This window comes from Bacteroides sp. 90-K9/2 (assembly GCF_047310725.1).
GTDB lineage: Bacteria > Bacteroidota > Bacteroidia > Bacteroidales > Bacteroidaceae > Bacteroides > Bacteroides vicugnae.
The window spans coordinates 1,553,762-1,579,504 of record NZ_JBCGVL010000001.1; the positions used below are offsets into that span (position 1 = coordinate 1,553,762).

The window sequence follows — 25,743 nt, forward strand, 5'->3', positions numbered from 1 at the left end:
TTAATTATTCATAATAAGGATTTTGTGTCAATAACGAGTTGTTGAATATATCTTCAGCAGGAATTGGCAGATACCAAGCATTATCGTTATCCAAAACAGAACTCAGCCATTTATTTTCCGCAGTAAGGTTATTCTCCATAATGATTGCTTTAAAGCGGGCTTTATACTTGAAGTTTTGCTGCTTACCGTAGCGCAATAGGTCATACCAACGCTTGCCTTCTGCTGCAAACTCCATGTCGCGTTCGTCCAATAGCATTTCCAATAACATTTCTTCAGTAGCTTCGTTAATATTGTCCGCACTGACTTCACTTCGTGGGTTTAGCTCTGAACGTTCGCGTATCTGATTAATTATAGCCAATGCTTCTGTCCAGTTGGCAGAACCGCCGATACGAATCAGTGCTTCCGCTTTCATCAACATTACGTCTGCCATACGATAGATGATATAATTGGCATCCAGAATGGTGCGTACAGCTTCCCGGTCGGCGACTCCCATTCCTGAATATTTCCAGATAATGCCGTTGTCCGGATAGTTAGCATAAACAGTACCGGCGAACGAGCCATAATAGGTGCGACTTATTTCATCTCCTCTATGTTGTGTGTATTCATCTATTAAGCGAAGAGTCATCGGCTCAGAATACATATAAGAGTCTATTGTAACATCAGTGCCATAAGGGAAAACCTTGGACGGGCTTCCACTTCCCTGCGCATAATTGGTTTCATCATATTGTATTTCAAAGATAGATTCGTTACTGTTACCGGGATAGAACATATTGAACCATTGTCCGGGTGTCGACATAAATACTGGTCGCATAGCGGCTGTAGCGTTGATCAGGTAATCAGCATAGGTGACACACTCTTCGTAATCTTCTGCCCAAAGGCAAGTTTCCGCCATCAGTGCGTACAATGCCCATTTGGTAGCACGTCCTTTGGTAGCCCATGTTCCGTCAAATGTTTCTTTGGCAGCATTAGTTGCCAACGCTGCATGTACATCACTTCTTATCAGCTCCAGAATTTCCGTTTCGGATGACTTGGCTACATCATTAGGCATGGCATCGTCTACATAGGGTTCGGTAATCAAGGGAACCTCTCGAAAGTTACGTACCAGATACAGGTATGACAGTCCGCGTAGAAAATAGGCTTCTGTCAGATGTGAGTTCATTCTCGATTCATAATAACTCGCATCTTTGTCCATCACGGTTGGTGCATATTTCAACACAGCATTCGCCATACCGATCACTTGGTAGAAGGTACCCCATTGAACTGTTGATGTACTGGGCAACACCTGAAAGTTCTGAATTAGACCGGTTTTTGTTCCTCTGCCAGGGACGATGACAGAACTTCCTCTCAACTCTCCCCAATTGATGATATAGGGAACACAAGTACGTAAACGACTGTATCCCTGAGCGAGAATGGCTTCCACATCTTCGGAAGACTCCCAGTACATATCGGTGGATTGCTTATCTTTGGGCAGAACATCGAGCCAATCGCTGCATCCACTCACCAACAAACTTCCGGACAGTAACAATATAGTAAATATCTTTTTCATGTTCGTAGATCTTTTAAAAACTTAAATTAAAGCCGGCAACAAGTTGAATAGAAGCCGGTGTAGTAGCACTATCTGTGGCATATGTATTTTCGGTCTTCACTTCCGGATCCTGACCGGTGTATTTAGTCCAAGTAAAGAGGTTGTATCCAGTGACATATACATCAATATTGCTAAATCCCCAACGCTGAATTATTTTTTTCGGCAAGCGATAGTTGAACGACAACGATTTCAAACGCAGGTAAGAAGCATCTTCCACAAAGCGGTCGGAACCCAGTGTGTTGTATCCTTCTCCATAAAGTGCACGCGGAATATCTGTCTGATCGCCTTCATTACGCCAACGTCTAAGGACAGCCGTACTTTGATTGTCAATTCCACGCATGGATTCATTATTCAGACGGGTAGAGTTGACTACGTCCTGTCCATAACGTCCGTAAAAAATAGCCGACAGCTTAAATTGCTTATAGCTGACGTTGACACCAGCACCTCCGGTGAATCTCGGATTAGAGTTACCTAAATAGACAATATCATATTGATTGATGACACCATCATGGTTTATATCCTCGTAGAGAGCATCTCCGGGAGCTATGGTAGCTGTTCCATTCCGCATAACAATCGCGTTACCGGAAATATCTTTCATCACGTTGCCATCTGCATCACGTGCATACGTAGCATCTTTATTCTGGCAAACACCTTTGTAGCGATAGCCGTAGAAAGAACCCATCGGACGTCCTTCTTCTCTACGGTATGCATAGATGCCATTACCGAAGGTATAGTTTTCTTCGGTATAGTTATCCGGCATTTCCGTAATCTTGTTCTCGTTGTGAGCGATGTTAAAGTAGAACCCTACACGCCAGTCTTTATTTTCAAACGGGACGGCATCAACACGGAATTCCCAACCTTTATTCGTCATCTTTCCGGAATTCATGTAGCTGACTTCATAGCCATTTCCATAACCAATACTAGTTGGCATTTTAACTTTCTTTTGCAACAGATCTTTGATATATTTCTGATAGACATCGACCGTGAAGCGAAGTTTCCCTTTTAAGAAAGAAGCGTCCAGCCCTGTATTATATTCAGTGGTTGTTTCCCATTTCAGGCGATTGAGCTGCATGCTGCTCGGGGTAATGGCGCTCATATCCATGTAATTGTCTCCGGAGGCGTACGAACCCAGATAGAGCGAAGCGCCAGAGGCAGCATTCCCCGTCTGTCCTAAACTAAAACGAAGTTTAAACTCATCCATCCAATCGTTCGAAAAGTCCATGAATTTCTCATCTGCCAAATGCCAAGCGACACCGACAGTAGGGAACATTCCTAAACGTTCCGATTTACCCATAGTTGAGTTGCTCTCTAATCCCAAAGAAGCATTGACGATATAGCGGTTCAACAGAGTATAGTTCATTAAAGCCACACCGTTGATGCTACGCGTCTTAGAATCTCCAGAACTAATTTTACGTACGGCACTTCCGATAGTAGGATCGGCAAGACCGGAAGAAGCGTTACCGGAAGTTTCACTTCCATAACTGGATTTAGTCGTTTCCACAGTACGGAAGACACCGGTCGCAATAATGCTATGCTTATCATTCCAATTTTTACGATAGATCAACTTGTTCTCGGTATTGATGGTCAATTGGTCAGAAGAAGTATCTGTACTGCGGTTTGCATTACTGTCAGTCCAGGCAAGTCCGGTAGCTACTTGCGGCAAAAACATGCGTCCTTTCGTATTACGGATATTCATGTTGACATTACCCCAATAAGTTAGCCCATTCAATATGTTGTATTCAATGTTGAAATTCATCTTACTTTCCCGCTGGATAGTTTTGTTGACACTCTCATTCGCCATAGCAATAGGATTGTAATATCGACTTTTTTTGCTGTCAAAGGCCGGATCTAATGTGGAATTTTCATTGTGATTGAAATACTGTGAAGTATAATTTCCAGTCGCATCGTCGATATAGTAAGGAGATTTGTTTGGTGCTTTACGGAAAGCCTCTGTACGTACATTGTAATAATTATTATTTCTCGTAGACTGAACAAAAGAGAATTGCGTTGTAAAAATTAACTTGTCAGAAAACTTGTAACGTACGTTTAACGAGGAGTTCAAACGACTGAAATCGGTTCCGACAGTCGTACCGCCTTCATCCAGATAACCTAAAGAGAAACGATAAGTTGCTCTTTCTCCTCCACCACTCATAGAAAAAGTATTTTCCCATGATTGCGTATTTCTACGTACTTCAGACAGCCAATCTGTATTCTGGTTATATTCGTCAAAATAAGTCCAGTCCGGCTGATAACCGATCTCCGGTGAATTGTAAAGCATCTGCAAATAGCTGGCAGAGTTAGCAAGACCAATGTAATTGGCACTATTCCACAGAGCATCGGAAATTAAGGCCGAATATTGATTACCATCCAGCATCGGAATACTTTCCGGTTCAAACTTGGCGGAGAACTTGGAAGAAAAACTGAAACGCGTTTTTCCCTGCACTCCTTGTTTTGTTTTGATGACCAACACACCATTAGCACCTTTGGTACCCCAAACAGCAGTAGCCGCCGCATCTTTCAAAACCTCAATGGATTCAATATCTTGCGGTGAAATATTTAGCAAGGCACCCAAGTCATCATTGTTGATGGTCGAAAAATCCGTATTATCATCAATCTCAGCCGGATAAGGTACACCGTCGACTACGATCAACGGCTCGGAATTGGCGTTCAGCGTACTTCCACCACGAATCTGGATAGAGGCACGTGCACCGGGGTCACCACCGCCTAATACAATGTCGACACCACCCAACTGCCCCTGCAGGGCATCTTCAATAGAAGTAACCGGAGCAATAGCTACCAAATCTTCCATATTGACTTTCTGTGTGGCAGAAGATTGCTCTCTGGAACTGATACCCATATCGTTGCGTTCAATTCGTTTTCCCGAGATTACCACCTCATTGATTGACTGTGTATCGTCTTTCATGGTAACATTCAGCCTGGTCTGACCATTATACTTGATTCGTTGGGTTTTCATTCCAATATAAGAAAACACAATGGTCAGATTATTTTCATTTGGTACTTTCAAGTTGTAGATACCGTCCATATTTGTGATAGTACCGCCTAATGAACGGTTTTGGGAATTAAGGATGTTAACGTTTACTCCCACCATAGGCTCTGCTGTCGCGCCAAACATCTCGGTCACTTTACCGGACAGGACTTTAGCTTGTCCAAAAGCTTCGCCGGCAGTTGTCGCGAATACGATAGCAATCAGTATGTATTTTAATAATTTCATAATCTCTATTTTTCTGTTAATCAAAAGACGTCATCAATCAGGTGGAAACAACCCTCTTCGTATGCGAACGGAAAGTAGTAATAGTCTGGAATCACATGACATTTTTTGTATCCTTCCAACTGGATACTCAGTGAAGTCCCGTTATCTGTATAAATCAGTTGTGGCACAGTCGCTCCTTCAGTTTCTGCTGTACGTTCACTCCAATAACGTCCACTCTTGAAATCAGATCCAATATAAGGATAAGAAGCTATCACATTTTGTTTGGCAGTCATAAAGTATGAGTTCAGATAGTTTGCCAATTTTGCTTTATCAAAGTCACCAGTCAACTCACCATTGGCATCAAATGAGGCATTGGTTGCTCCCGGAATCCTATTATCCAATAAGGCTTGTTTGATAGCTTCATTGGTAGGAATAAATGCGACAAACCGTCCTTTTAAGAAAATATTCATCAGTACTTGATTAGATATAATATCTGTTTGACGCAGTAATTGGGTAAAGCAGTAATACGGATAATTCCTATCCGCACAAATAGCAAGATTGTAATTCAAGTCACCACTTTCTGCCATAAATAGCTGATTACAATCAAAGCTGTAGGCACTGCCGTTAGAACCGTCTTTCAGTTTCGTAAACGGGAAGAAAACCTCTCCATTGAATTGAGGATTCAATTGCTGATTGAAAATAGCATTACAAGTAATTTCTCCGTCCTTAACAAACCAGAAGTTCCAACTGGACTGTGTAGGGATTACTTTCATTCCATCCTCCGGCAATTCACTTTCCTGACCACTAGGAATGCTAGCAGAGTGTAAATACATAATATTCTGTTTGGCAGAACTACTGATTTCTGACCAACCATCATCTCCCATTTCTTCCAATCCTTGAGTACTATAAACGGTTCTGATACCTGAAGCATCAAATTGGTCCGCAGTGGGAACAAGCATAATATATTTCACTAAATTAGATGTGTAAGAGGATATCAGGGAAGAACCTCCCAATGCATAAAGGAAAGAACGCGCATCCCGATATTGGAACAAAGGTCCTACTACAGACGCAAATGCACTCGGTTCCTGAATCTCGTTCATTCCATAAAGTGCACCGTTCACACACATGATTTTTTCGTTCAACATTGCCGGATTAATATTGATTGGCGAACCGAGCAAGGATTCCAGTTTTCCTGTTCCTATTTCTTCGGGAAATACCAATGAGCCACCATAGATAAACTGGTATAGAAAATAGTTAAGAGCCAATGGATCAACCTCTCCCAATGAAGAATAACCTCCGACTTTCCAAAAATTGTCGAAGAAATGATTAATGGCAGTGTTTGACGGTGCAAAGATGCTGTAAGCGGTAGCAGTCAATAACGTGAAATTTAGATAGCTGCTTGTAGGCCATTCGCAAGCAATATTCGGCAGACTGTTGTGCTGATATTGATAAAGTGTATCTACTCCGTATGCCGCAGCATAAGAGTTACTTAATGTATTATCGGCAATATATTCACCGAAAGAATCATATAAATTGAAAAAGATAGAATATTCATCTTGTTTCTTCAATTCGGTATAAATTGTTTCCAATGGTTCAATCACCCGGTCAACCGTATGAATATAGCCATTATTAGCAATTATTCCGTATTCTTTTACTGATGCATTAGATACATTGAAGCCATTGTCTCCTGTCCAAGTAGAGTTGGGATAAAAAGCTTCGTAGTTACTCTTCGCATCAATACCTTTCGTCTGGAAATAACGATAAGAGAATACCGGCAAATAGCGTTCCAAGTGGTATACCATAACAGAAGAACCTGTAGCAGTTGTCTCAATTGTTGGTGCGTCGCTGCTTCTTGTTCGGTGTTTGTAATACAGACCTGCAGCTACATTCTGCTCTTCTTCTGTTTCTGTGTTTCCCGTCGGACGGAAGTTAACCAGTTTCTCCTTATTATAAGAATAATAAAGAACGTGGTAACCTATTACTTTTTTTACCTCATCGACAGGCATGTCGTTAATAGTAGCATAACCTTTTTCGTTTAGATAGGATTGGAAAGCGCTATCGTCTGGTGCCATAATAGTCAGGATTGCTTTACCTTCAAGCATTTGCTTGAAACCAGCAATCTCCACTCCTTGCAGGAAGATGGAATAGTTTCCGTGTTCACTAGAACTCAATACTTCCCATGCGTTGTCTGCTACCCAGTCTGGCACTTCGTAGTGCTCGTCCATATTATCTTTACAGGCAGTAAAGAGTAATGGAATACATAACAGCCAAAGCATTTTTCGTAAAAATGTTGCGTTTCTCATTGTTTAATAATTTATGAATTTCTAATATATTGCTTTATTCTTCAAAAAACAGTTCGATATCTAATGCATACTCGTGCTCTGGCACATAAGGATAATCAACATCAAATTCAGCTTCAAAATCAGCGTTAGAAAGAGAACCTCCGGGTTCTATTCTATCTACAGTTTCGTCAAAAAAAATAGTACCCAACCCTGTACATTGTGATGCAACAACCATTCTACATTTTTTTATACCATAGTATCTTCCCTCATCAATCAACACTTTTACTTTTACGTGATGAGTTCCATAGGTTAAATCAAAATAGCTCCAAACGTATTCATCGTTTTTTAAAAGCCCGCCTAATGGTCTAAAATAATCATAATGATCATCTATCCATACAAAACATTGATCTATTCTATATGCCTCAGGAGTAGAATAATTGAATATATAATCCTTAAAAGAATTAGCATAAATATTTAGAATAGCAACAAAAGTGGTTGTATCTGTTTCTATGCTTCTCGTTTGCACTGACTTAGATTTGGTTGCCTCTATAAAATAGTCTTCATTTGTACACGAAATAGCAAAAAAGACAATACAGGACAAACAAATAGCTTTTAGAAATCTGTACTTTTTCATAATATGATTTATTATTAGTTATTCACCGTATGCTTCTTTCCAAGCCTTTTCATACTCATCCGGGAATTCAAGAGAAAGAGCATAGTTCTCAATCATTGTATATCCGTTCTCTGCAATCCGAACAGCATCTCCTGCATTATTTTTATTTAGCCCCCATTTATCCTCAAAATCATCGGGTATGCCGTCACTGTCCGTGTCTATCGGACCGGTTACACTGACTGCAAATTCAGCGTTCCAAATATTGGCCAGTGGATATTGACGTTCTATCGTCTGATTACGAAAAATCATGCCTTCAATTCCCAATGAGGTTAGTTCGCTAATCAAAAATTTGTCGACTGCATCCCGTTCTGGCAAAACAGGACCTACATTCTCCACCACCCAATAGTAAGCTTCTGTTGCACTGGTTGTAGAAGAAATGGTCGGATGTAAAGCATCCGGAGCACTTAATCGATCTATCACAGCACTACAATAGGTATTCCAATTGCTTTGCGTAAGTTCAAATCCGTTCAAAGTACCATCTTTATCTTCATCATAATAGTTGCCTACACAATAGGAAAAGAATGTACCCGTACCTCCACCACCGGTGAGTGGTTTGGCGGGATTCACTTGATATTTAACTTCATAATATCCGTCTCCGGATTTTCGACATTGCTCTTCATCACCAATAATACTTGGGTCTACATCTACTTCCGCAAAATTCTGCCATGTCCATGCCGGTCCTTTAATAAAGTAATTGTTTTCAATCACCGTATTGGAGGTTCCAGCGGATTCACCTCCTGCATCATAAGCTGTTCCATTTCCCCAGTTATAGATTATATTATTAACGTATTGATTCAGCCCTTTTACTTTAAAATTACGGGTCTTATTATCAATTAATAGATTTCGGAAAATAGTAATTCCGTCTTTTTCACCGGTTTGAATTAAACCTCCGCAAGAATGATTCTGGCATCCTTGTCCTAGAATTGAATTCTGCAATGTTATGTTATAGAGTCTTTCCGGCTGCTTATCATTATTGAGTGAGAAACATTCATCTGTTCCCCACGTGAAAGAACAATGGTCATAAATTTGATCATGACCGTAAGCTGCCCCTCCCGCATCTATATTATCACTGCTACTAACCTGCCGACCGGCACGCATACGCAAATAACGTACAATCACGTTGTCAGCATTGGTAGAAGACGTTCTGCCATTGTAGAGCACAATGCCGGGAGCGGGAGCTGTTTGGCAGAGAATCGTCTGATTATCTTTGAATACAAGCACCTCTTTATTCAAATCAATCAATCCAGATACATTGAATACTATGATTCTGTTTGACTGACTAACAGCATCTCTAAACGATCCAGCACCACTATTATTCAAATTGGTTACAACATAAACCTCTCGATTACTACTGGCACGGGCTCCTTCCGAATTTCTACCGTGCCCCACTGCTCCTGGAAATGCTGGCGCGTTATTGGCAAAGTTAGGAAATGCAGGACCAGAACTTGTAGAACCACCACTTTCTTCATCCTCCAAAAATGAACTGTGAGGATTGATGGCAGGGTCTGCATCCTCCTCATCTACAGGTTCTTTATCTACACAAGCCGCTAGCGAGGAAAGCGAAAACAAAAAGAAATATAAAATGCTTGTTAAGCATCTCACGGCAATTGGATATGCCTTTTTTTGAAAAGTTGCTGTGTTTCTCATTTTATATATAAAAAAATAATTAAGAAATACTTATTTGATTAATAAATTAAATTCAAACCTAAAAAAATTGTATATCAGTTATCAAGTATACTTGATTATTTTGCTATTTACGCAATCAGTAGTTGAATATCTATTTTAATATTGATCCCATCTTTATACGTAAAAATCAAGATTTTTTAGTTATTAAGGTACAATGCCCCATTGTGATGCATAAGCATCCTGAATTTCTTTGGTATTGAAACATACAATCTCAATGTTGGGATAATAATCGATAGTAGCATCTATCCTAACTGAAGATTCGTCTAATTCATCCATAGGATACCATTCTGAATATTCTCCGTCATCCCATTTTACTCTATAATAAGCTGAATACCAAGATACTTCTGTTTCACCAATCATTGTATCAATATTCGACTGTAATTTAGCCCATATACCTGTTATTAAATATAATTCATATCCAATATCATCACCATTAGGTAATCTTACCATTTTATGCCAACTTACATTATTAATAACCATTCCATTTCTATCTATAGAAAGTTCTTGTTCACAATACCCTTTATAACAATATTCCTTTTGAGTAGAATTATATACAATTCCAAGAACAAAGTCAATATAAGTTGGCTTAGCTGGTTCAAAAATGGATTCCCATTGATAATAAGTATAAACACTAACGTTTCCGTTTACATAAGGACCTGAAGAACCATCGTCGTATGTTTCATCATAAAATCCTAATGTAATATCTAATGTATAATCATTGTTTTCAGCATAAGGAAAATCTACATCAAATTCAACTGTAAAGGCTGAATTTGTGAAAGAAGAATCTGCTCTTTTAAGAATAACTCTATCGTAAAGCACCATACTTGCTTCACCGTTCTTTAAAGTTACCAAAGCATTACATAGTTCAATCGGATATATATATGATTTACCATCATCAATTTCTATATTCAATTTAATTCGATGTTTTCCGAAAGGTATCATAAAACTACCTTTTACATTTTTTCCACTTTGTGGATAAAGGCATCTAGTATGATCTTCCTGATTATCAATATATACAAAACACTCATCTACATGATCACCTGTATTATACTGATAATCAAAATAAGGTTTTGTAAATAAATTCAGATTAACCATACATGTATTATCACTTGCCTCGTCACTTAAAAGTCCTTGCTGCGCATCTCTTTGCATCAATGCAGTCTCTTCATATTCCATAAAGCCATTACCATCACATGAGATAACAAGCAAAGGAATAATTAAAAATAACATCGATTTGATAATTTGTTCTTTTTTCATGGTACTACATTTTATTAGTTCATTAATTGAAACAATAGTCGAAAATTTCCTATCATTTCTACTTCTATATTATTTGTTCAGTTCAATACATCCCATAATGAAAGGGCCTGTTGCTTTAGCATCATTATCTCTCATTTTCTCTCCTATATAATACTCGAAACTGCCGTCACGGTAAGGCTTACCACCTAATCCACCCACTTGGCAACATTTGGTTAATGTCAATGTTCCGTCCGGATTGGAAATCAGTAGTTTATCACACAGACCTTTAAAAGCCTTTTCTGCAATGGCGCGATACTGACTATCAATGTATCCTTTATTCACAGCTTTCATATAGGCATACATACATTGTGTCGTAACAGAAGCTTCCGGAAAATTACCGGTACGTGAAGGTTGGTCAATTACTTGATACCACAAGCCATTTTTATCTTGGTATTTTGAAAGAGTTTCTGCTAATTCCTTCGTCCATTTAATCATATCAGCATAGCCTGAATGATCTTGGGGAATATATTCCAAAGCATCTACTAAAGCCATAAACCACCAACCGATACTACGTCCCCAGAAATTAGGAGAATGGCCAGTTTCCGGATCAGCCCAGCGCTGGCTACGGTCCTCATTCCATGCATGATAATAAAGTCCGGTCTTGGTATCGTATGTATGCTGATGGCAGAGAGTGAACTGTTTAACAGCCTCATCAATCCATTCCGGACGATTAAATTCAGCTCCATATCTAGCCATAAAAGGAGAAGCCATATACAATCCATCCAACCACATCTGATTAGGGTATATTTTCTTATGCCAAAAACCTCCATCTGTTGTACGAGGCTGCTTTTTCAACTGGTCTATCAGATTCTCGATAGCCAATTTATATTTCTCCTTTTGGGTTTCATCGTATAAATCAAAAAGAACTTTCCCGGAGTTGATATAATCCAAATTATAGGTTTCTTTCTTATACAAATAAATATCCCCTTTATTATCTACCAAAGAATCAGCCCATGCCTCTACATAATCAAAGTACCTACGGTCTCCTGTTTTCTTCCAAACTTGTAACATCGCACAACAACCTACTCCTTGCGCATAACCAAAATACAGGCGTTTTCCATGATCCAGTTGCCACGCTTTCGGGAAACGGCGAATTTCCGAATCGGCAAACAGACGATAATAAGTGTCGGAAGCAAAAGAATCCGTACGGAAAGGAACTGCTGGAAATCCGGCTTTATTAAACAGATTTACTCTAAAGAAAGTCCCATAACCGTAGCGTACAGCTACAGGTACAGAGACATAAGTTGAAGAAAGCGTTATCGAACTTCCATCAATTACGGCTTCAGCCGGATAAAACCGCGCATCACTACCAGCAATAAAAAATCCTTTTACCGGTTCATTGCCAGGTGTCTGCAGACCACCTTCCGCAAAATCAAAATCTAATGTAATTTCTCTCCCATTCACTTTCATTGATTTGTAGAGAGGTCCTGAATAAACAATCTTTTTACCATATTGCTTTGCTAATGCCCAAGCTGCCAGCCGTTCGCCCGGTGCAACTTTATTTCGTGGATGTATGTCTGTAGAATCGGCTGCATCCGTCACTACTGCCATACCAATGTTCTCAAGTCCACCTAACCATGTTTTCAATTGTGCTTCACGAATACCTGCCGGTTGTTTGTAATGTGGTGCAATCTGTACAAAATAGAATGGCATATCCGGCTGATTCCACTCTTTCCGCCAACTATTTATCAAGTTAGTAAATACCTCCTGATATTTCTCATAGCGAACAGAGTTGGACTCTCCCTGATACCAGATATTCCCTTTTACAGTATACCCTACTATAGGAGCAATCATACCATTCCACAATGTAGCCGGAACCTTGCACTTATCTTTTTCCCTACTCACCTTTTCCTTTGAATATTGTTTTAAGACATCGGCATACAGCGGATTGTTTTCCATCACTTTCATGCTTGTCCAGGATTCGGCATGTGTTCCTCCCCAAGTAGACTGAATTAAACCAACCGGTGTACTCAATTCCTTATGCAATTTACGCCCAAAGACAAATCCTATAGCAGAAAAGTCTTTCAGATTCTCCGGACTACAAACCACCCACTTCCCTGTACAATCCTCTTTTTCACCATCAGGCGCCATCTGATGCTCTACATGAAACAGACGGATTTCCGGAAAATCAGCATCTTTCATTTCCTCCGCTTCATTCAGCATTCCTGTTTTCCATTTCACTTGCGGATTACGAGCTACTGGAAATTCCATATTTGACTGTCCGGTACAAAGCCAAACTTCACCTATTAATACATTATTGATATGAATCTTATTATCGCCTTTCAATATCACAGACTGTCCGGAAGTAGCAGCCGGTGTTTGTATCATCAATTCCCAATGACCGCTTTCTGAAGCAACCACCTTATATTTCTTATGATCCCACGAAGTTTTTACCTGAATCTTCTCTCCGGGACGTGCTTTTCCCCAGAAACGTACCTTCGCATTTTGCTGAAGTACCATATTATCTGATAATATAGAGGGAAGTTGTATATCTGCATAAATTCCCAAAGGGAAAAAACAGATCAATAGCCACAGACAAAAAATAATTCTACAGAATTTCATTGTATTTTATAGTTTTAGATTCAATGTTTTACTAAATAAGCACATGTCAAAGATACCGTATTACATGGCAGAATTAAAGGAAAGGAATATGGAGAATTCGACTTTCTTATGTAAATTCATATGCGTACAGCCTATCAGACGTCGTTTTTGTACGATTTTACAGTCTATGTACAATTTTCCAGTCTTTCTGCCATTCTTTTTTAATTCACCTTAGTTATTTCAACCTTTCTTATGATGAGTGAATCAATTATGTTTTCATCTATCTTCACATCCTTTTTCGCCTTGATAGCCAGATTGTCGAAACAGAAATTGGATAATTTGTACTGATTTGATTTCTCTACAGCAAAAAAGGAATCGCAATCCAGGCGAATATTACGCATCGTTATATAGCTGGAATATGAGACCGGCATATCTTTGCGATCTTTCAGATCATAAAACTGTGTCCATGGAGCAATAAAGATGCAATTGCGAACATTCCCTTTTATGTCTTCAACCAAGATGTACTTATATTGTTGAGGAGTATCCGGACGCATTTTCAGCCATAAAAGGCGTTTAGCCTGATCCAAATCACAGCGCCGGAGAATTATATTATGATTATAGATTGACTCACTTCCACAAGTCAACACTCCGTGACAAAATCCGAAAGTGCAGTCTTCAATGATAATATCACAATTGCCACCATTATCGGGTTCTTGATCCGCCCAGGGTCCTTTCCCGCCTTTCAAAGCAATTGCATCATCGTTGACAGACATATAACATCCCTTAACCAGTACATTTTTACATGCATCAATATCAATAGCATCTGTACTGGGAGCTTTTACTGGGGAAGAAGGAGAATAGATATGTAAATCCAAGAGTTTTACACTATCACACTTATAAATGTGAGTCGTCCAAAACGGAGAGTTCACCAGCCGTACATCAGAAATCTGTACGTTATTACTATGGGATATATGAAGCAAACGGGGACGTAATTCATCCATATTAGTACATTTAGGAATAACCCGCCGCCGCAACCAGAATGATTTCCAGTATCGCTCACCGTTTCCGTCAATCGTTCCTTTCCCGGAAAGAGTAAAACCATCAATCTTATCAACATTAATCAAGGCAGAAAAGTATTTCAGATTCTGTCCTTCCATCCGTGTTTCTATTACAGGAAAGTTGCTAATATCATCACTGCCTTTTAATACAGCCTTTGCTTCCAGATGTAAATGTGTTCCCGGTTTGAAGAAAAGTGCACCACTAAGATAAGTACCCTCCGGAATGACAATGACTCCCCCGCCATCATCGGATGCCAAATCTATGACGGCCTGGATTTTTTCAGTTTGCAGCAGTGTACTGTCATCCACTACTCCATAATCTGTAATCAAGAATTTCTTTCCCATTATACTGATATCAGTTTTCTCGTTTTGGTAAAACCAATCCGGTATAATTTTACCATCGGGAAATTTCTCCTGACTAAATAGCTGTAAGCTACAACATGTCGCTACTATTAAAATTGCTGACTTTATCATTTTCTACTGCTTGTTACTTTTTCTGCAAAAGTACCGCATCTGCCCATTCACCCCAAGCTTAAGGATATGGAGATATTGATTTTCTTATGGAGTTCCATGCAAAAGCCTCAAATACTACTTATTCGTATACAATATTCCATATCCGGATGCACTTTTCTACATACCTAAAATCAGTACAGTTTCTCCATCTCTTAAATAAAAAGCGCATCCTCTTTATAAAAGAAGACATGCTACAAATAGACTTTTTTCTTATATCGACGTTTGGAGATTAATTCCCCGGCAGAATATTATCTCGTAGTCACAGAAACTGTAATATCGTACGTAAAGAATATAATTTTTCAACAACAATGTTTATATCATTTACTTTTCATAAAAAATCCCCAATCAAGTTATATTTCGTATTATACCAAAGAAGAAAAAAACTGACTCATCTTTCATAATCCTCTTCACCGTTCTTAATAAATTATTGAGGAGTTTATTATAAACGCTATCCAAGTTTATTATAAACTATAAATTCCGGATCTAAGAACACAGCCATGATTTTTTGCAACAAAAAAGGCTGCAAATCCCATAAAGATTCGCAGCCTTTGGCTTATACGAAAACTCTCACAGTTTAACTACTGCAAGAATTTCCTAATATATTGTCATCATATTGTACCGGTTTCTTTTTCATTCTTTTTATAATACTACCTTTTACCCATTGATATTAACATCCACAAATATACAACATAAAAAAGGTTTTGTCAAGAGCATCCCGCCCATAAGAAGAATTATTTTTAAATTAATTTCAAAAGGTGCACAATTGTATATAATCTTTGTACATTTCTCCATTTCATACATTCAAAAAAGAAGTAATTTTGCGAGTGAATAAATATATTATTGATTATCATGAAACACCAATTATATCTTTTCGTTTTTCTGCTGATCACACTGTCTATTATCAACAGTCAGGCGGCCGAACGCAAAAAATACAACTTCAACAGTGAATGGAAGCTGCAAATAGGAGAATTTCCTAAAGCCAAAGACACTAAATTCGACGACAGTGAATGGAAGCAAGTAACTTTGCCTCATGCTTTCAATGAAGATGAAGCATTTAAACTCTCCATCGAACAATTGACAGACACAGTGGTGTGGTATCGCAAAAGTTTCCGGATTCCGGAACTGAAAAGTAACCAGAAAGTATTTATCGAGTTCGAAGGAGTACGTCAACGTGGAGACTTCTATCTCAACGGTCATAATCTGGGCAGACACGAAAATGGCGTAATGGCAGTGGGATTCGACCTGACTCCATATATGAAGGAGGGTGAAAACGTAATTGCCGTTCGCACCGATAACAACTGGATGTACAGAGAAGAGGGAACCAACTCCAAATTTCAGTGGAACGACCGCAATTTCAATGCTAACTATGGCGGTATCCCCAAAAATGTATTTCTGTACGTTACCGATAATGTATATCAAACTCTTCCCTTATACAGTAACCTGAAAACAACAGGTGTTTATGTGTACGCCAAAGATTTCGATATAAAAGGGCATAAAGCAACCATTCATGCCGAATCAGAAGTCAGAAACGACAGTAAATCTCCCCGCCAGTTCAGTTATCAAGTGACTGTGCTTGATGCCGATGGCAAACGATTGAAGACTTTCCAAGGTGATAAAGTGACTTTAAAAGCAGGAGAGACTAAAACGGTAAAGGCATCCGCCATTATCAATAATCTTCATTTCTGGAGTTGGGGATATGGTTACCTGTATACGGTAAAAACTGCCTTGAAAGATGACAACAATCAGATATTCGATGAAGTCAGCACCCGCACCGGATTCCGTAAAACACGCTTTGTTGAAGGAAAAATAGAATTGAACGACCGTGTTATCCAAATGAAGGGATATGCACAACGTACCAGCAATGAATGGCCTGCAGTGGGTCTGTCCGTACCAGCCTGGTTGAGCGACTTCTCTAATGGTCTGATGGTAAAAGGAAATGCAAACCTGGTTCGTTGGATGCACGTCACTCCATGGAAACAAGATGTAGAATCTTGCGACCGTGTAGGTCTGATACAGGCAATGCCTGCCGGAGATGCGGAAAAAGACCGTGAGGGACGCCAATGGGAGCAACGGGTGGAACTGATGCGCGATGCAATCATTTATAACCGCAACAACCCGAGTATCTTGTTCTACGAATGTGGCAACAAAGCTATCAGCCGTGAACATATGATAGAGATGAAAGCTGTTCGTGACAAATATGATCCGTTTGGCGGACGTGCTATCGGTTCACGTGAAATGTTGGATATTCGTGAAGCGGAATACGGCGGCGAAATGCTATATATCAACCGAAGTGAGCATCATCCGATGTGGGCTACCGAATATTGCCGCGACGAAGGTTTAAGAAAATACTGGGACGAATACAGCTATCCTTTCCATAAAGAAGGTGACGGTCCGCTCTATAAAGGTAAACCGGCTACTGATTATAACCGTAACCAAGATGAACTTGCCATTAGCATGATAGCCCGCTGGTATGATTATTGGCGTGAGCGTCCCGGAACAGGTAACAGAGTCAGCTCCGGCGGCACTAAAATTATCTTCTCTGACACCAATACCCATTACCGGGGAGCGGAAAACTATCGCAGAAGTGGAGTGACAGATGCTATGCGTATTGAGAAAGACGCCTTCTATGCACATCAGGTGATGTGGAACGGATGGGTAGATACGGAAGAAGACCAGACCTACATTATCGGACACTGGAATTATCCTGAAAATACAGTAAAACCCATACATGTGGTATCTACCGGGGAAGAGGTGGAGCTTTTCCTGAATGGTAAATCTCTGGGTAAAGGCAAACGCCAATACAATTTCCTCTTTACTTTTGACAACATAACATTCAAACCGGGTAAACTGGAAGCAGTCAGCTATAATCAAGCAGGAAAAGAAATCAGCCGCTACGCTATACATACAGCCGGTGAACCAGCCAAACTGAAACTTACCGCTATTCAAAATCCCGAAGGATTCCATGGAGATGGTGCAGACATGGCTTTAATACAGGTGGAAGTTGTAGATAAAGACGGAAAACGTTGCCCGTTGGATAATCGTACGGTTCAATTCACACTCAACGGTCAAGCAGAATGGCGTGGAGGGATTGCTCAAGGTGAAAACAATCATATCCTTGATACAAAACTTCCGGTAGAATGTGGCATCAACCGTGCACTGATCCGTAGCACAACCACTGCCGGAAAAGTAACTCTGACAGCACAGGCTAAAGGATTACTTGCCGCCACACTCACATTGGAAACAGTGCCTGTAAAAGTTACTGAAGGTTTAAGCACTTATCTCCCGCAGGAGACTTTAAAAGGACAACTGGACAGGGGTGAGACTCCTTCTACCCCTTCTTACCAAGATAGCAAAAAAGGTGTACGCATCGTTTCAGCAAAAGCCGGTTCCAATAACAGCGATGCTGAAAAGAGCTATGATGATATCGAACTGACGGAATGGAAAAATGACGGTAAGTTGAGCACTGCCTGGATTACTTATACACTGGAGAGAGAAGCCGAAATAGACGATATATGTATCAAATTGCAAGGGTGGCGTTCACGCAGTTATCCATTGGAAGTATATGCCGGAAACATCCTGATTTGGAACGGAAATACAGATAAGAGTCTGGGGTATATTCATCTCAATGTAGAAAAGCCGGTACGTGCCAACACTATAACCATTCGCCTGAAAGGAAATACCAGTGACAAGGATGCTTTCGGACAGATCATTGAAGTAGAAGCCAAAGCTGCCAATAAAATGGAACAGGAAAAGAGCAGTAGCAAAAATCAGTTAAGAATCATTGAAGTAGAATTTCTCGAAACAATCAAATAAATTAGTTCTCAACAGGTATTAGCACTGCTTTAATAACCTCCCCTAAAAAGTCATTAGCCAAGCTTTCAGCTCCATCAACATTTCATTGCGGAATTTAAAACTATCTTTCATTCCCCATCCGTGTCCACCACTGGGATAAATATATATGGCAGCCGGTATCTCCTTTTCTTTCAAAGCAGAATAGTAACGAATAGAATTCATAGGTACCACGCCCCTGTCGTCATCGGATAAAGCTATAAACGCTCTTGGTGTAAGAGAATCCACCTGATACTCATTACTAAATTCCTTTTTCAATTCCTCCGTTGCTTTTTCACCTAGAAACTGTCTGCACGATCCACCATGCCCGTATTTAGATTCCATCGAAATTACCGGATAAAAAAGAATCTGAAAAGCAGGACGAAGTTCTTCGGAAGCATGCGTAGCCACTGTAGAGGCCAAATGCCCACCTGCCGAAAATCCCATGATGCCAATGCAATCAGGATTAATATTCCATTCAGAAGCATGTTCTTTCGCATAACGAATAGCTTCGTATGCATCCGACATGGGAACTTCCCGATTACCATTAGGCATACGGTACTTCAAGACAATAGCAGCTATTCCCTGTTCATTGAAAAACGGTGCCCAGTCATACCCCTCGTGAGCCATTGCCAAATGCCCGTATCCACCTCCCGGACATATAATAACAGCTCTCGCCGGCTGTTGAGAAGCTTTCGGCAAATATACCCGGATACTAGGTTTGAAATTATTCTTTTTATCATCATATCCCTGGGCTTCCATCCCATTCGTATTGGGCAATCCGTTTTGCCACAAATCTATATCAATAGGCGAATCCTGTTTTTTCATAACTTTGTCTTGTGCATTCATAGAAGTACAAACAGTTGTAAAGCAACCGCTTAAAAGTAATATTTTACAAAAAGAAATTAGTCTCATACTATGCTGTTTTAATTAATCTTATTCTTATGAATCCTGCGGAGAATCATTATCATTACTCACACCACGTTGATAAACGGACGGTGCTACTCCGAATTGAGCTTTGAAGCATTTACTGAAATAGAAAGGATCGCTGATACCCACCTTATAGGAGACTTCTGCAACCGTCAGATTATCTTCCGACAGTAACAACTCGGCTGCTTTCTTCATGCGCACAACACGTAAATATTCATTAGGCGAATATCCCGTTACTCCACGTAGTTTCCGATAAAATACCGTTCGTCCCAACTTCATCATCTGCGCAAACTCATCAATAGAGAATTCAGGCCGGGCGAGGTTCTGTTCAAGGATGGCAGCCAACCGATCTGCAAATTCTTTATCCCGGTCAGTGGTACACATGGCCGGACGCACAATACCCGGTTCACTGGAGAACTTCTCACGCAATTTATCGCGCTGCTCGATCAGGCGGAACACACGTGCCAACAACAGTTTTACACTAAACGGTTTGGCAATGTAAGCATCCGCTCCAGCTTCTATACCTTCCAGATGTTTCTCCGGCGAACTCAAAGCAGTCAGCAGAATGATAGGAATATGGCTCGTATCAAAATCCGATTTCAGCTTCTTAGTAACCTCAAATCCCGTCATTCCCGGCATCAGAACATCACAGATAATCAAATCGGCATCATACGTACGTGCCTTCTCAAATCCGGATGTACCGTCAGCAGCAACTTCTACTTCGAAATAGGCTCCGATTTCCTCTTTCAAGAATTCACGAATATCATTGTCATCTTCAATAATCAAGACTTTCCGTTTATTCAGAGGAACAGCCAGTTTTTCCGAGTCAGGAAGTTCTTCAGAGAGCTGCAACAAATGATGCGCATGTCCATCCGCCTCTTTCAGCAGTACATTGCCCGGGACAAGGAAGTCTTTCTCCGAATACACCGTCTTATCCGTCGGAATGCATACGGTAAATACTGAACCACCGCCTTCATTATCCTTATACTCAATCGTTCCTTTATGTACCTGAACTAGTTCATGGCTCAAATGCAACCCTACACCGATACTGTCACCGGAGAAGTTGCTCTGCATAAATCGCTTGAACAATTCGTTCTGCTTCTCTTTAGGAATGCCGACTCCCGTATCCGAAACCTGAATCTGCAAGGTTTGCTTCCCTTCGTCCACATTCACCGAGAGAATAATTGTTCCGTTCGAAGGAGTATATTTAAAGGCATTTGAAAGCAGGTTATAAGTCACCTTATCCAAATTTCCTTTATCAATAAACATTTTATAGGACGGCACCGAAGGCAGGAAACGGAAATTCATATTCTTTTGTTCCGCTACATCTCCGAAGCTCAAAAATATTTCATAAAGGAAAGAGATGACATCCGTTTCCTCTAAAGAGAGTGCCAGCTTATTATTCTGCATCTTTCTGAATTCCAGCAACTGATTGATAAGCCTCAACATACGCTGCGTGCTCTTATCCATTGTTTTCAGCGGATATATCAATTCACGCGGGATATCAGTCACCCGTTGAATCTTCTCCAATGCTCCCTGAATCAAGGTAAGCGGAGTACGGAATTCATGAGAGATATTGGTAAAAAACACCAGTTTATATTCTGTCAACTGCTTTTCTACATTGATGCGGTTACGCAAGCCATTAAAGTTACGAACGATACGGAAAGCAAAGTACAAGGCTATGATTAATAACAGCACATAACCCAGCATTGCCCAAGTCGTTTTCCAGAATGGAGGGACAATTACAATTTTCAGTGTAGTCTCGCTATCATTCCAAACACCCGTTCCATTGCTCGACTTGACGTGAAGTATATAAGTTCCCGGATTAAGATACTTAAACGAAGCAAAATTCAGAGGAGAAGGAGCACTCCATCCCTGATCGTAATTTTCCAGCCAATACATATATTTGGTATGACCGCTATCCGAATAATCAAAAGTAGAGAAATCTATCAGGAATGAGTTCTGAAAAAACTTCAGGGTTATTTCGTCCGAATAAGCCAACGATTGCTTTAACGGAGAGTCCTCCATCTGCGGATTCATCTGCGTTCCATTGACATATAAATCCGTGAAAACAACCGGGGAGAAAGTTTCGTTATCCTGTATCTTTTCAGGATCGATCACTATTAATCCGTAGTTTGTGCCAAAAAGCAGTTTTCCATCTTCGCGCATACAGGCGCTATTCTCACTATACACATTTCCCAGTGTATAAGAAGAAAAGAAGTAGTTTTCAAAAGAATGGGTAATCGGATTAAATTTGGAAATACCATATTCGGTAGCAACCCATAGATTCCCCTTTTTATCTCCCAGAATGGACTGGATTACATCGTTAACCAATCCTTCGGAAGTTCCGTAATGTTCATATTTCAAAGAGCAATAGTTATCCTGCGGCTCACAAAGATTCAGTCCCGAACCGGACGTACCAATCCACATCCGCCCTTCCGTATCCCGGTAGATACACTTGATTTCATTACTGCAAAACTTTCCGTTTGTATAACTGAAAAGATGATAATTATCGGCATCTGCAATCAATGAATCCGGATGAAAAACACAAATACCCTCACTGGTTCCTACCCACACCATCCCATTTGCATCTTCTTCTATCACACGCACCATCCTCATCCCGAATGTTTGCTGGAAGAAATGACGGAATTTATATTTACCGTCGGGAGTAGGTTCGGCCAGTTCCAGCCCACCTCCAAATGTACCTATCCACATGCGGTCTTTACGGTCGCGATAAATGGCAAAAACGTTATTATCGGATAAGGCTGTCAGATCAGAAGGATTATTATAATACCAGGTATCCCCCACTTTGAGACCATTCCCACGAGTTCCCATCCACATTCGTCCCTGCTTGTCTTCGGTGAGAGCATAGATATTAGAATGGAAATATTGATTGGTCATTTTCGAACGAAGGCTTGAATCAAAGGTGTATAATCCCCCCTTACGCGTACCTACACAGATATCTCCATTAGACATTCTGGTAAGCATACGGATGGTGTTCGACCGGTCGAACAAATCACGGGATTCGGGATAGATGCGGGAGGTTCCTTCATTCAATACGGAAATACGGGACAAGCCTGAATATTCCGAAGCTACCCAGATGCCACCGGCACGATCTTCCATCACATATTGCAGGAAATCCGAACTGATATGACTCTGGTCATTAATGTTCGCCACAAAATGCTCCAGTTTATCTTCGGCAGTATTATAAGCGAAAAGCCCATTTCCATAGGTCGAAATCCAAATAATTCCCCGGGAATCATGGACGATATGATAACGTTCAAAGTCGATATAACTTATCTTATCCTGGGGAATCAACTGGAAGTCCTTACTCTCTCCGGTTTCGGCAAGCACATATGTAAGTCGTCCCGTATGATTGTATATCCAATAATCTCCACGATTATCACGTATCAGTTCTCCCTTTTTAATATTCAAACGAGGATCTGCGGCCATCTCTCCGGTAGCAAATTGATAAGTATATACTCCGGTAGTAGTCAGGATCACCCACTTATCTTTCAACAGGAAATTTCCGGTTGGCGATGTCGCCCCTGCCACAGTGGCAAGAGAAGCCAACTTTTGCATCTTTTGAGTAGCCTCCTGATAATAATAGATATCTCCATCTGCTGTAAGGAAATACATATCGTCCTTATAGGACAGCGAAGAAGTGAAGTGGATTAATCGGTCTTCTATCCGATATTGCCCGTTGGAGACGGAAACCAGACCGCATTGAGTGCCGATCCAAATACGCCCACTGGTGTCCTCATTCACGAATTTCACCCGGTTATCCGGCAGGTTTCCACATTCGGTCCTGAATACGGTAGATGTCATCTCACCATTTTTCTGATGTACCATCTTCCGGCAGCCGTTTCCCGAATGGGAAAGCCAGACATCTCCGTTAGCAGCTACAAATACCCCTGAATAATTCTGTCTTAGTTCGCCACAACCGGTATAGTCAACAAAACGGGCACGTTGCAAATCATAGCAACTATATAATTCAGGTGTAGTGGAAATCCACAAAAAACCATCTTTATCTTCTGTCAGATCGTAGATACGGTTGTCTGCCAAAGACACCTTGTCACCGATTTCCGGACGGAAAGTAAGAAAAGAGTTGCCGTCATAACGACTTAATCCGTTCAAAGTAGCCAGCCACAAAAAACCTTTGCTATCCTGATAAATGTATCGAATAGAGTTATTGGGAAGACCGTCACTCGTTCTCATTTGTGTAGAACGAAGCTCTATCGCACCATAGGCATTCAACACAAAACTAACAAGAAAGGTAAAGATTAAAAGGTGTCTTTGCATCATATAGATTCCAAGATTAATAATTAATGTTGGACAAAAATAATCAAGATAGTTGAGATAATAAAAGAAACAACGAACCTAATTACTAAAAAATCAATCCATGTGAAATACTTCCGGCAAAGGAATGGACACCGGCGAGTTGTCCGGATTCACTTCCATGATATCCGCCATATAGTCCCACCATTTCTGCACAATCTCCGTATTACCCAAGTCCTGCGAACCAGCCTCACCTTCCGTTTTCTGGAAAGCAAACAGGATATTGGTCTCCTTATCCCAATAAATCGAATAGTCCGACACTCCGTTCTTGGAAAGCAATGCTTTCAATTCGGGCCAGATGGCAGCGTGTCTTTTCTCATATTCAGCTTCACATCCGGGTTTTAAATACATTTTAAAAGCTTCTCGTTTCATGGTTCTATCTATTTAAAGTTAATCTTTCTTTTCTTCTGTATCGATGGCAAAAATAGGTGCAGTCGTCTTCTGTTTCACCTGATAATACTGAACGGCACTGTCATTCATCTGCGGGTACTGATTCTTCAATAGAGAGATCATTTCCGTACCTGCCCAAAGCACCGGTCCGTATCCATGTGCCGCATATACATTGACCGGACGATAGTAATAAAAAGCAGGATCGAAAGCCATCCCCGTACCCACACAAGTGCCTTCCACCTGACCTTCCGCATTGATCTTACCGGCCACGGCATGCCATCCCAAATGAGCGACAGGTCCATAAGCAATGGCATCAATCCAGCCTTTATTGATAGCATGCGCCAAACAGTATACGTAAATAGCCGTAGCAGACGTCTCCAGATAAGAATCATTCCGGTCGAGCAATTGATGCCAAAGCCCTTCTCCACTTTGCAAGGCAGTCACTCCGCGTACATGAGCCCGGAAATAATCCATCACTTTCGCACGCTGGGGGTAATCTTCCGGCAATACATCGAGCAATTCACATGCTGTCAGCATAGCCCACCCATTGGCTCGCGCCCAACAAAAGGCAGGATGATCGGTACTGCTTTCCACCCATCCATGACGATACAAACCTTTTTCAGGGATAAACATACGGTCGGCAAATTGCAGGAATTGTCTGACAGCCTCCGCCAGATATATCTCTTTTTGAGCCTTGTCATAACGGCTCATCTGGGCTACTGCCGGAATCCCCATAAACATGTCGTCCAACCAAAGTGTATTATGTTGCGGACGATTGCGGGCAAAAGTACCATCTGCCAACCGATATTCTTTATTCTGAATAAAATCAAAATAGTTCTCAATTAATCCGCCTACAGGAAGCGAGCGGTCTTTCACACGGACTTTCACCATCGCTGCACACACAGCCCCGGCATCATCCAGGGCATGAGGGGTGAGGATTTGCAGCAGTTGAGGGTCTGTCGTGCCTTTCTCTTCGTACACACGTTTAAAATGAGGCGCCACTTCCGCCAGGAAGCGGAAACGGTTCTGCACATAGTCCATGTAACGTTGATCGCCCGTAGCTTCGGCAGCTGCTATCAAGGCTGAATAGGTTACTCCCCATTCGTAACTTGCCAGACGGAAAGCACCACGTTCCAGTTGCGCTTCCTCTCCCATCGTGGTGTAGTCGGTAATCAGTTTGCCTGTATTCTTGTCTACTACACGGGCGGGGGTCTCCTTATCTATATAGGCAAATACACGGTCGATGTCTTTCTTCACCTGTTCCGGTGACAGATCACCATACGTACCCTGATAAGCAGGTTGCAGCAAATGTAAAGGAGTATTTGAATCATTCACTACCGTTTTCTTTTTCTGTGCACTAATCGGCAAAGTTGCCAGCAATAAAGCAATGGTTATGATACGAACATTCATAA

13 protein-coding genes are annotated in these 25,743 nt (G+C 40.8%); 1 reads left to right on the top strand and 12 read right to left on the bottom strand.

Annotation, left to right across the window (positions count from 1 at the left end; all coding sequences use genetic code 11):
• Positions 1–4: 4 nt before the first annotated feature.
• From AAHJ11_RS06080 to AAHJ11_RS06115, 8 genes are all read right to left on the bottom strand, one after another.
• Complete coding sequence (locus AAHJ11_RS06080; protein ID WP_234131864.1) at positions 5–1,546, bottom strand: RagB/SusD family nutrient uptake outer membrane protein; 1,542 nt, start codon at positions 1,544–1,546, stop codon at positions 5–7.
• A gap of 13 nt (positions 1,547–1,559) precedes the next feature.
• A complete protein-coding gene (locus tag AAHJ11_RS06085) occupies positions 1,560–4,817 on the bottom strand; it encodes a SusC/RagA family TonB-linked outer membrane protein (RefSeq protein ID WP_122135667.1) in 3,258 nt (1,085 codons plus the stop codon).
• A 20-nt stretch (positions 4,818–4,837) separates the two neighbouring features.
• A complete protein-coding gene (locus tag AAHJ11_RS06090; RefSeq protein WP_320978660.1) occupies positions 4,838–7,099 on the bottom strand; it encodes a fasciclin domain-containing protein in 2,262 nt (753 codons plus the stop codon).
• Positions 7,100–7,133: 34 nt separating this feature from the next.
• Positions 7,134–7,712 (bottom strand): hypothetical protein, encoded by a 579-nt coding sequence (locus AAHJ11_RS06095; RefSeq protein ID WP_122135665.1) that lies wholly within the window; start codon positions 7,710–7,712, stop codon positions 7,134–7,136.
• An 18-nt stretch (positions 7,713–7,730) separates the two neighbouring features.
• Entirely contained in the window at positions 7,731–9,398 is a 1,668-nt protein-coding gene (locus AAHJ11_RS06100) for a polysaccharide lyase family 1 protein (RefSeq protein WP_122135664.1), read from the bottom strand.
• Between the two features lie 183 nt (positions 9,399–9,581).
• On the bottom strand, positions 9,582–10,694 hold the full coding sequence (locus AAHJ11_RS06105) for a hypothetical protein (RefSeq protein WP_122135663.1): 1,113 nt from the start codon (positions 10,692–10,694) through the stop codon (positions 9,582–9,584).
• Between the two features lie 69 nt (positions 10,695–10,763).
• Positions 10,764–13,193, bottom strand: a complete 2,430-nt coding sequence (locus AAHJ11_RS06110; protein WP_413579192.1) for a glycoside hydrolase family 88 protein — start codon at positions 13,191–13,193, stop codon at positions 10,764–10,766.
• A gap of 302 nt (positions 13,194–13,495) precedes the next feature.
• Positions 13,496–14,806: a glycoside hydrolase family 28 protein gene (locus AAHJ11_RS06115; protein WP_320974303.1), complete on the bottom strand. Its 1,311-nt coding sequence runs from the start codon at positions 14,804–14,806 to the stop codon at positions 13,496–13,498.
• Positions 14,807–15,694: 888 nt separating this feature from the next.
• On the opposite strand from AAHJ11_RS06115, the gene AAHJ11_RS06120 reads away from it, so the two are divergent.
• The gene (locus tag AAHJ11_RS06120) at positions 15,695–18,658 is read left to right on the top strand and encodes a glycoside hydrolase family 2 protein (RefSeq protein WP_320974302.1); all 2,964 of its coding nucleotides are present in this window, start codon (positions 15,695–15,697) and stop codon (positions 18,656–18,658) included.
• Positions 18,659–18,700: 42 nt separating this feature from the next.
• Here the strand turns inward: AAHJ11_RS06120 and AAHJ11_RS06125 are convergent, their stop codons facing one another.
• The 4 genes from AAHJ11_RS06125 to AAHJ11_RS06140 all read right to left on the bottom strand — a co-directional run bounded on the left by AAHJ11_RS06125 (position 18,701) and on the right by AAHJ11_RS06140 (position 25,741).
• Positions 18,701–19,501, bottom strand: coding sequence for an alpha/beta hydrolase (locus AAHJ11_RS06125; protein ID WP_320974301.1), 801 nt, complete (start codon positions 19,499–19,501; stop codon positions 18,701–18,703).
• A gap of 114 nt (positions 19,502–19,615) precedes the next feature.
• Positions 19,616–23,908, bottom strand: a complete 4,293-nt coding sequence (locus AAHJ11_RS06130) for a two-component regulator propeller domain-containing protein (protein ID WP_320974300.1) — start codon at positions 23,906–23,908, stop codon at positions 19,616–19,618.
• A 90-nt stretch (positions 23,909–23,998) separates the two neighbouring features.
• On the bottom strand, positions 23,999–24,313 hold the full coding sequence (gene rhaM / locus AAHJ11_RS06135) for an L-rhamnose mutarotase (RefSeq protein ID WP_004301580.1): 315 nt from the start codon (positions 24,311–24,313) through the stop codon (positions 23,999–24,001).
• Positions 24,314–24,331: 18 nt separating this feature from the next.
• The gene (locus AAHJ11_RS06140; RefSeq protein WP_320974299.1) at positions 24,332–25,741 is read right to left on the bottom strand and encodes a glycoside hydrolase family 88 protein; all 1,410 of its coding nucleotides are present in this window, start codon (positions 25,739–25,741) and stop codon (positions 24,332–24,334) included.
• Positions 25,742–25,743: the final 2 nt, after the last annotated feature.

What these genes read in the sequence shown, in the direction of transcription:
- AAHJ11_RS06105 (WP_122135663.1), bottom strand. Translation starts at nt 10,694, where the DNA reads ATGAAAAAAGAACAAATTATCAAATCGATGTTATTTTTAATTATTCCT.
- AAHJ11_RS06090 (WP_320978660.1), bottom strand. Translation starts at nt 7,099, where the DNA reads ATGAGAAACGCAACATTTTTACGAAAAATGCTTTGGCTGTTATGTATT.
- AAHJ11_RS06130 (WP_320974300.1), bottom strand. Translation starts at nt 23,908, where the DNA reads ATGATGCAAAGACACCTTTTAATCTTTACCTTTCTTGTTAGTTTTGTG.
- AAHJ11_RS06100 (WP_122135664.1), bottom strand. Translation starts at nt 9,398, where the DNA reads ATGAGAAACACAGCAACTTTTCAAAAAAAGGCATATCCAATTGCCGTG.
- AAHJ11_RS06080 (WP_234131864.1), bottom strand. Translation starts at nt 1,546, where the DNA reads ATGAAAAAGATATTTACTATATTGTTACTGTCCGGAAGTTTGTTGGTG.
- AAHJ11_RS06115 (WP_320974303.1), bottom strand. Translation starts at nt 14,806, where the DNA reads ATGATAAAGTCAGCAATTTTAATAGTAGCGACATGTTGTAGCTTACAG.
- AAHJ11_RS06110 (WP_413579192.1), bottom strand. Translation starts at nt 13,193, where the DNA reads ATGGTACTTCAGCAAAATGCGAAGGTACGTTTCTGGGGAAAAGCACGT.
- AAHJ11_RS06120 (WP_320974302.1), top strand. Translation starts at nt 15,695, where the DNA reads ATGAAACACCAATTATATCTTTTCGTTTTTCTGCTGATCACACTGTCT.
- AAHJ11_RS06085 (WP_122135667.1), bottom strand. Translation starts at nt 4,817, where the DNA reads ATGAAATTATTAAAATACATACTGATTGCTATCGTATTCGCGACAACT.
- AAHJ11_RS06125 (WP_320974301.1), bottom strand. Translation starts at nt 19,501, where the DNA reads ATGAAAAAACAGGATTCGCCTATTGATATAGATTTGTGGCAAAACGGA.
- rhaM (WP_004301580.1), bottom strand. Translation starts at nt 24,313, where the DNA reads ATGAAACGAGAAGCTTTTAAAATGTATTTAAAACCCGGATGTGAAGCT.
- AAHJ11_RS06095 (WP_122135665.1), bottom strand. Translation starts at nt 7,712, where the DNA reads ATGAAAAAGTACAGATTTCTAAAAGCTATTTGTTTGTCCTGTATTGTC.
- AAHJ11_RS06140 (WP_320974299.1), bottom strand. Translation starts at nt 25,741, where the DNA reads ATGAATGTTCGTATCATAACCATTGCTTTATTGCTGGCAACTTTGCCG.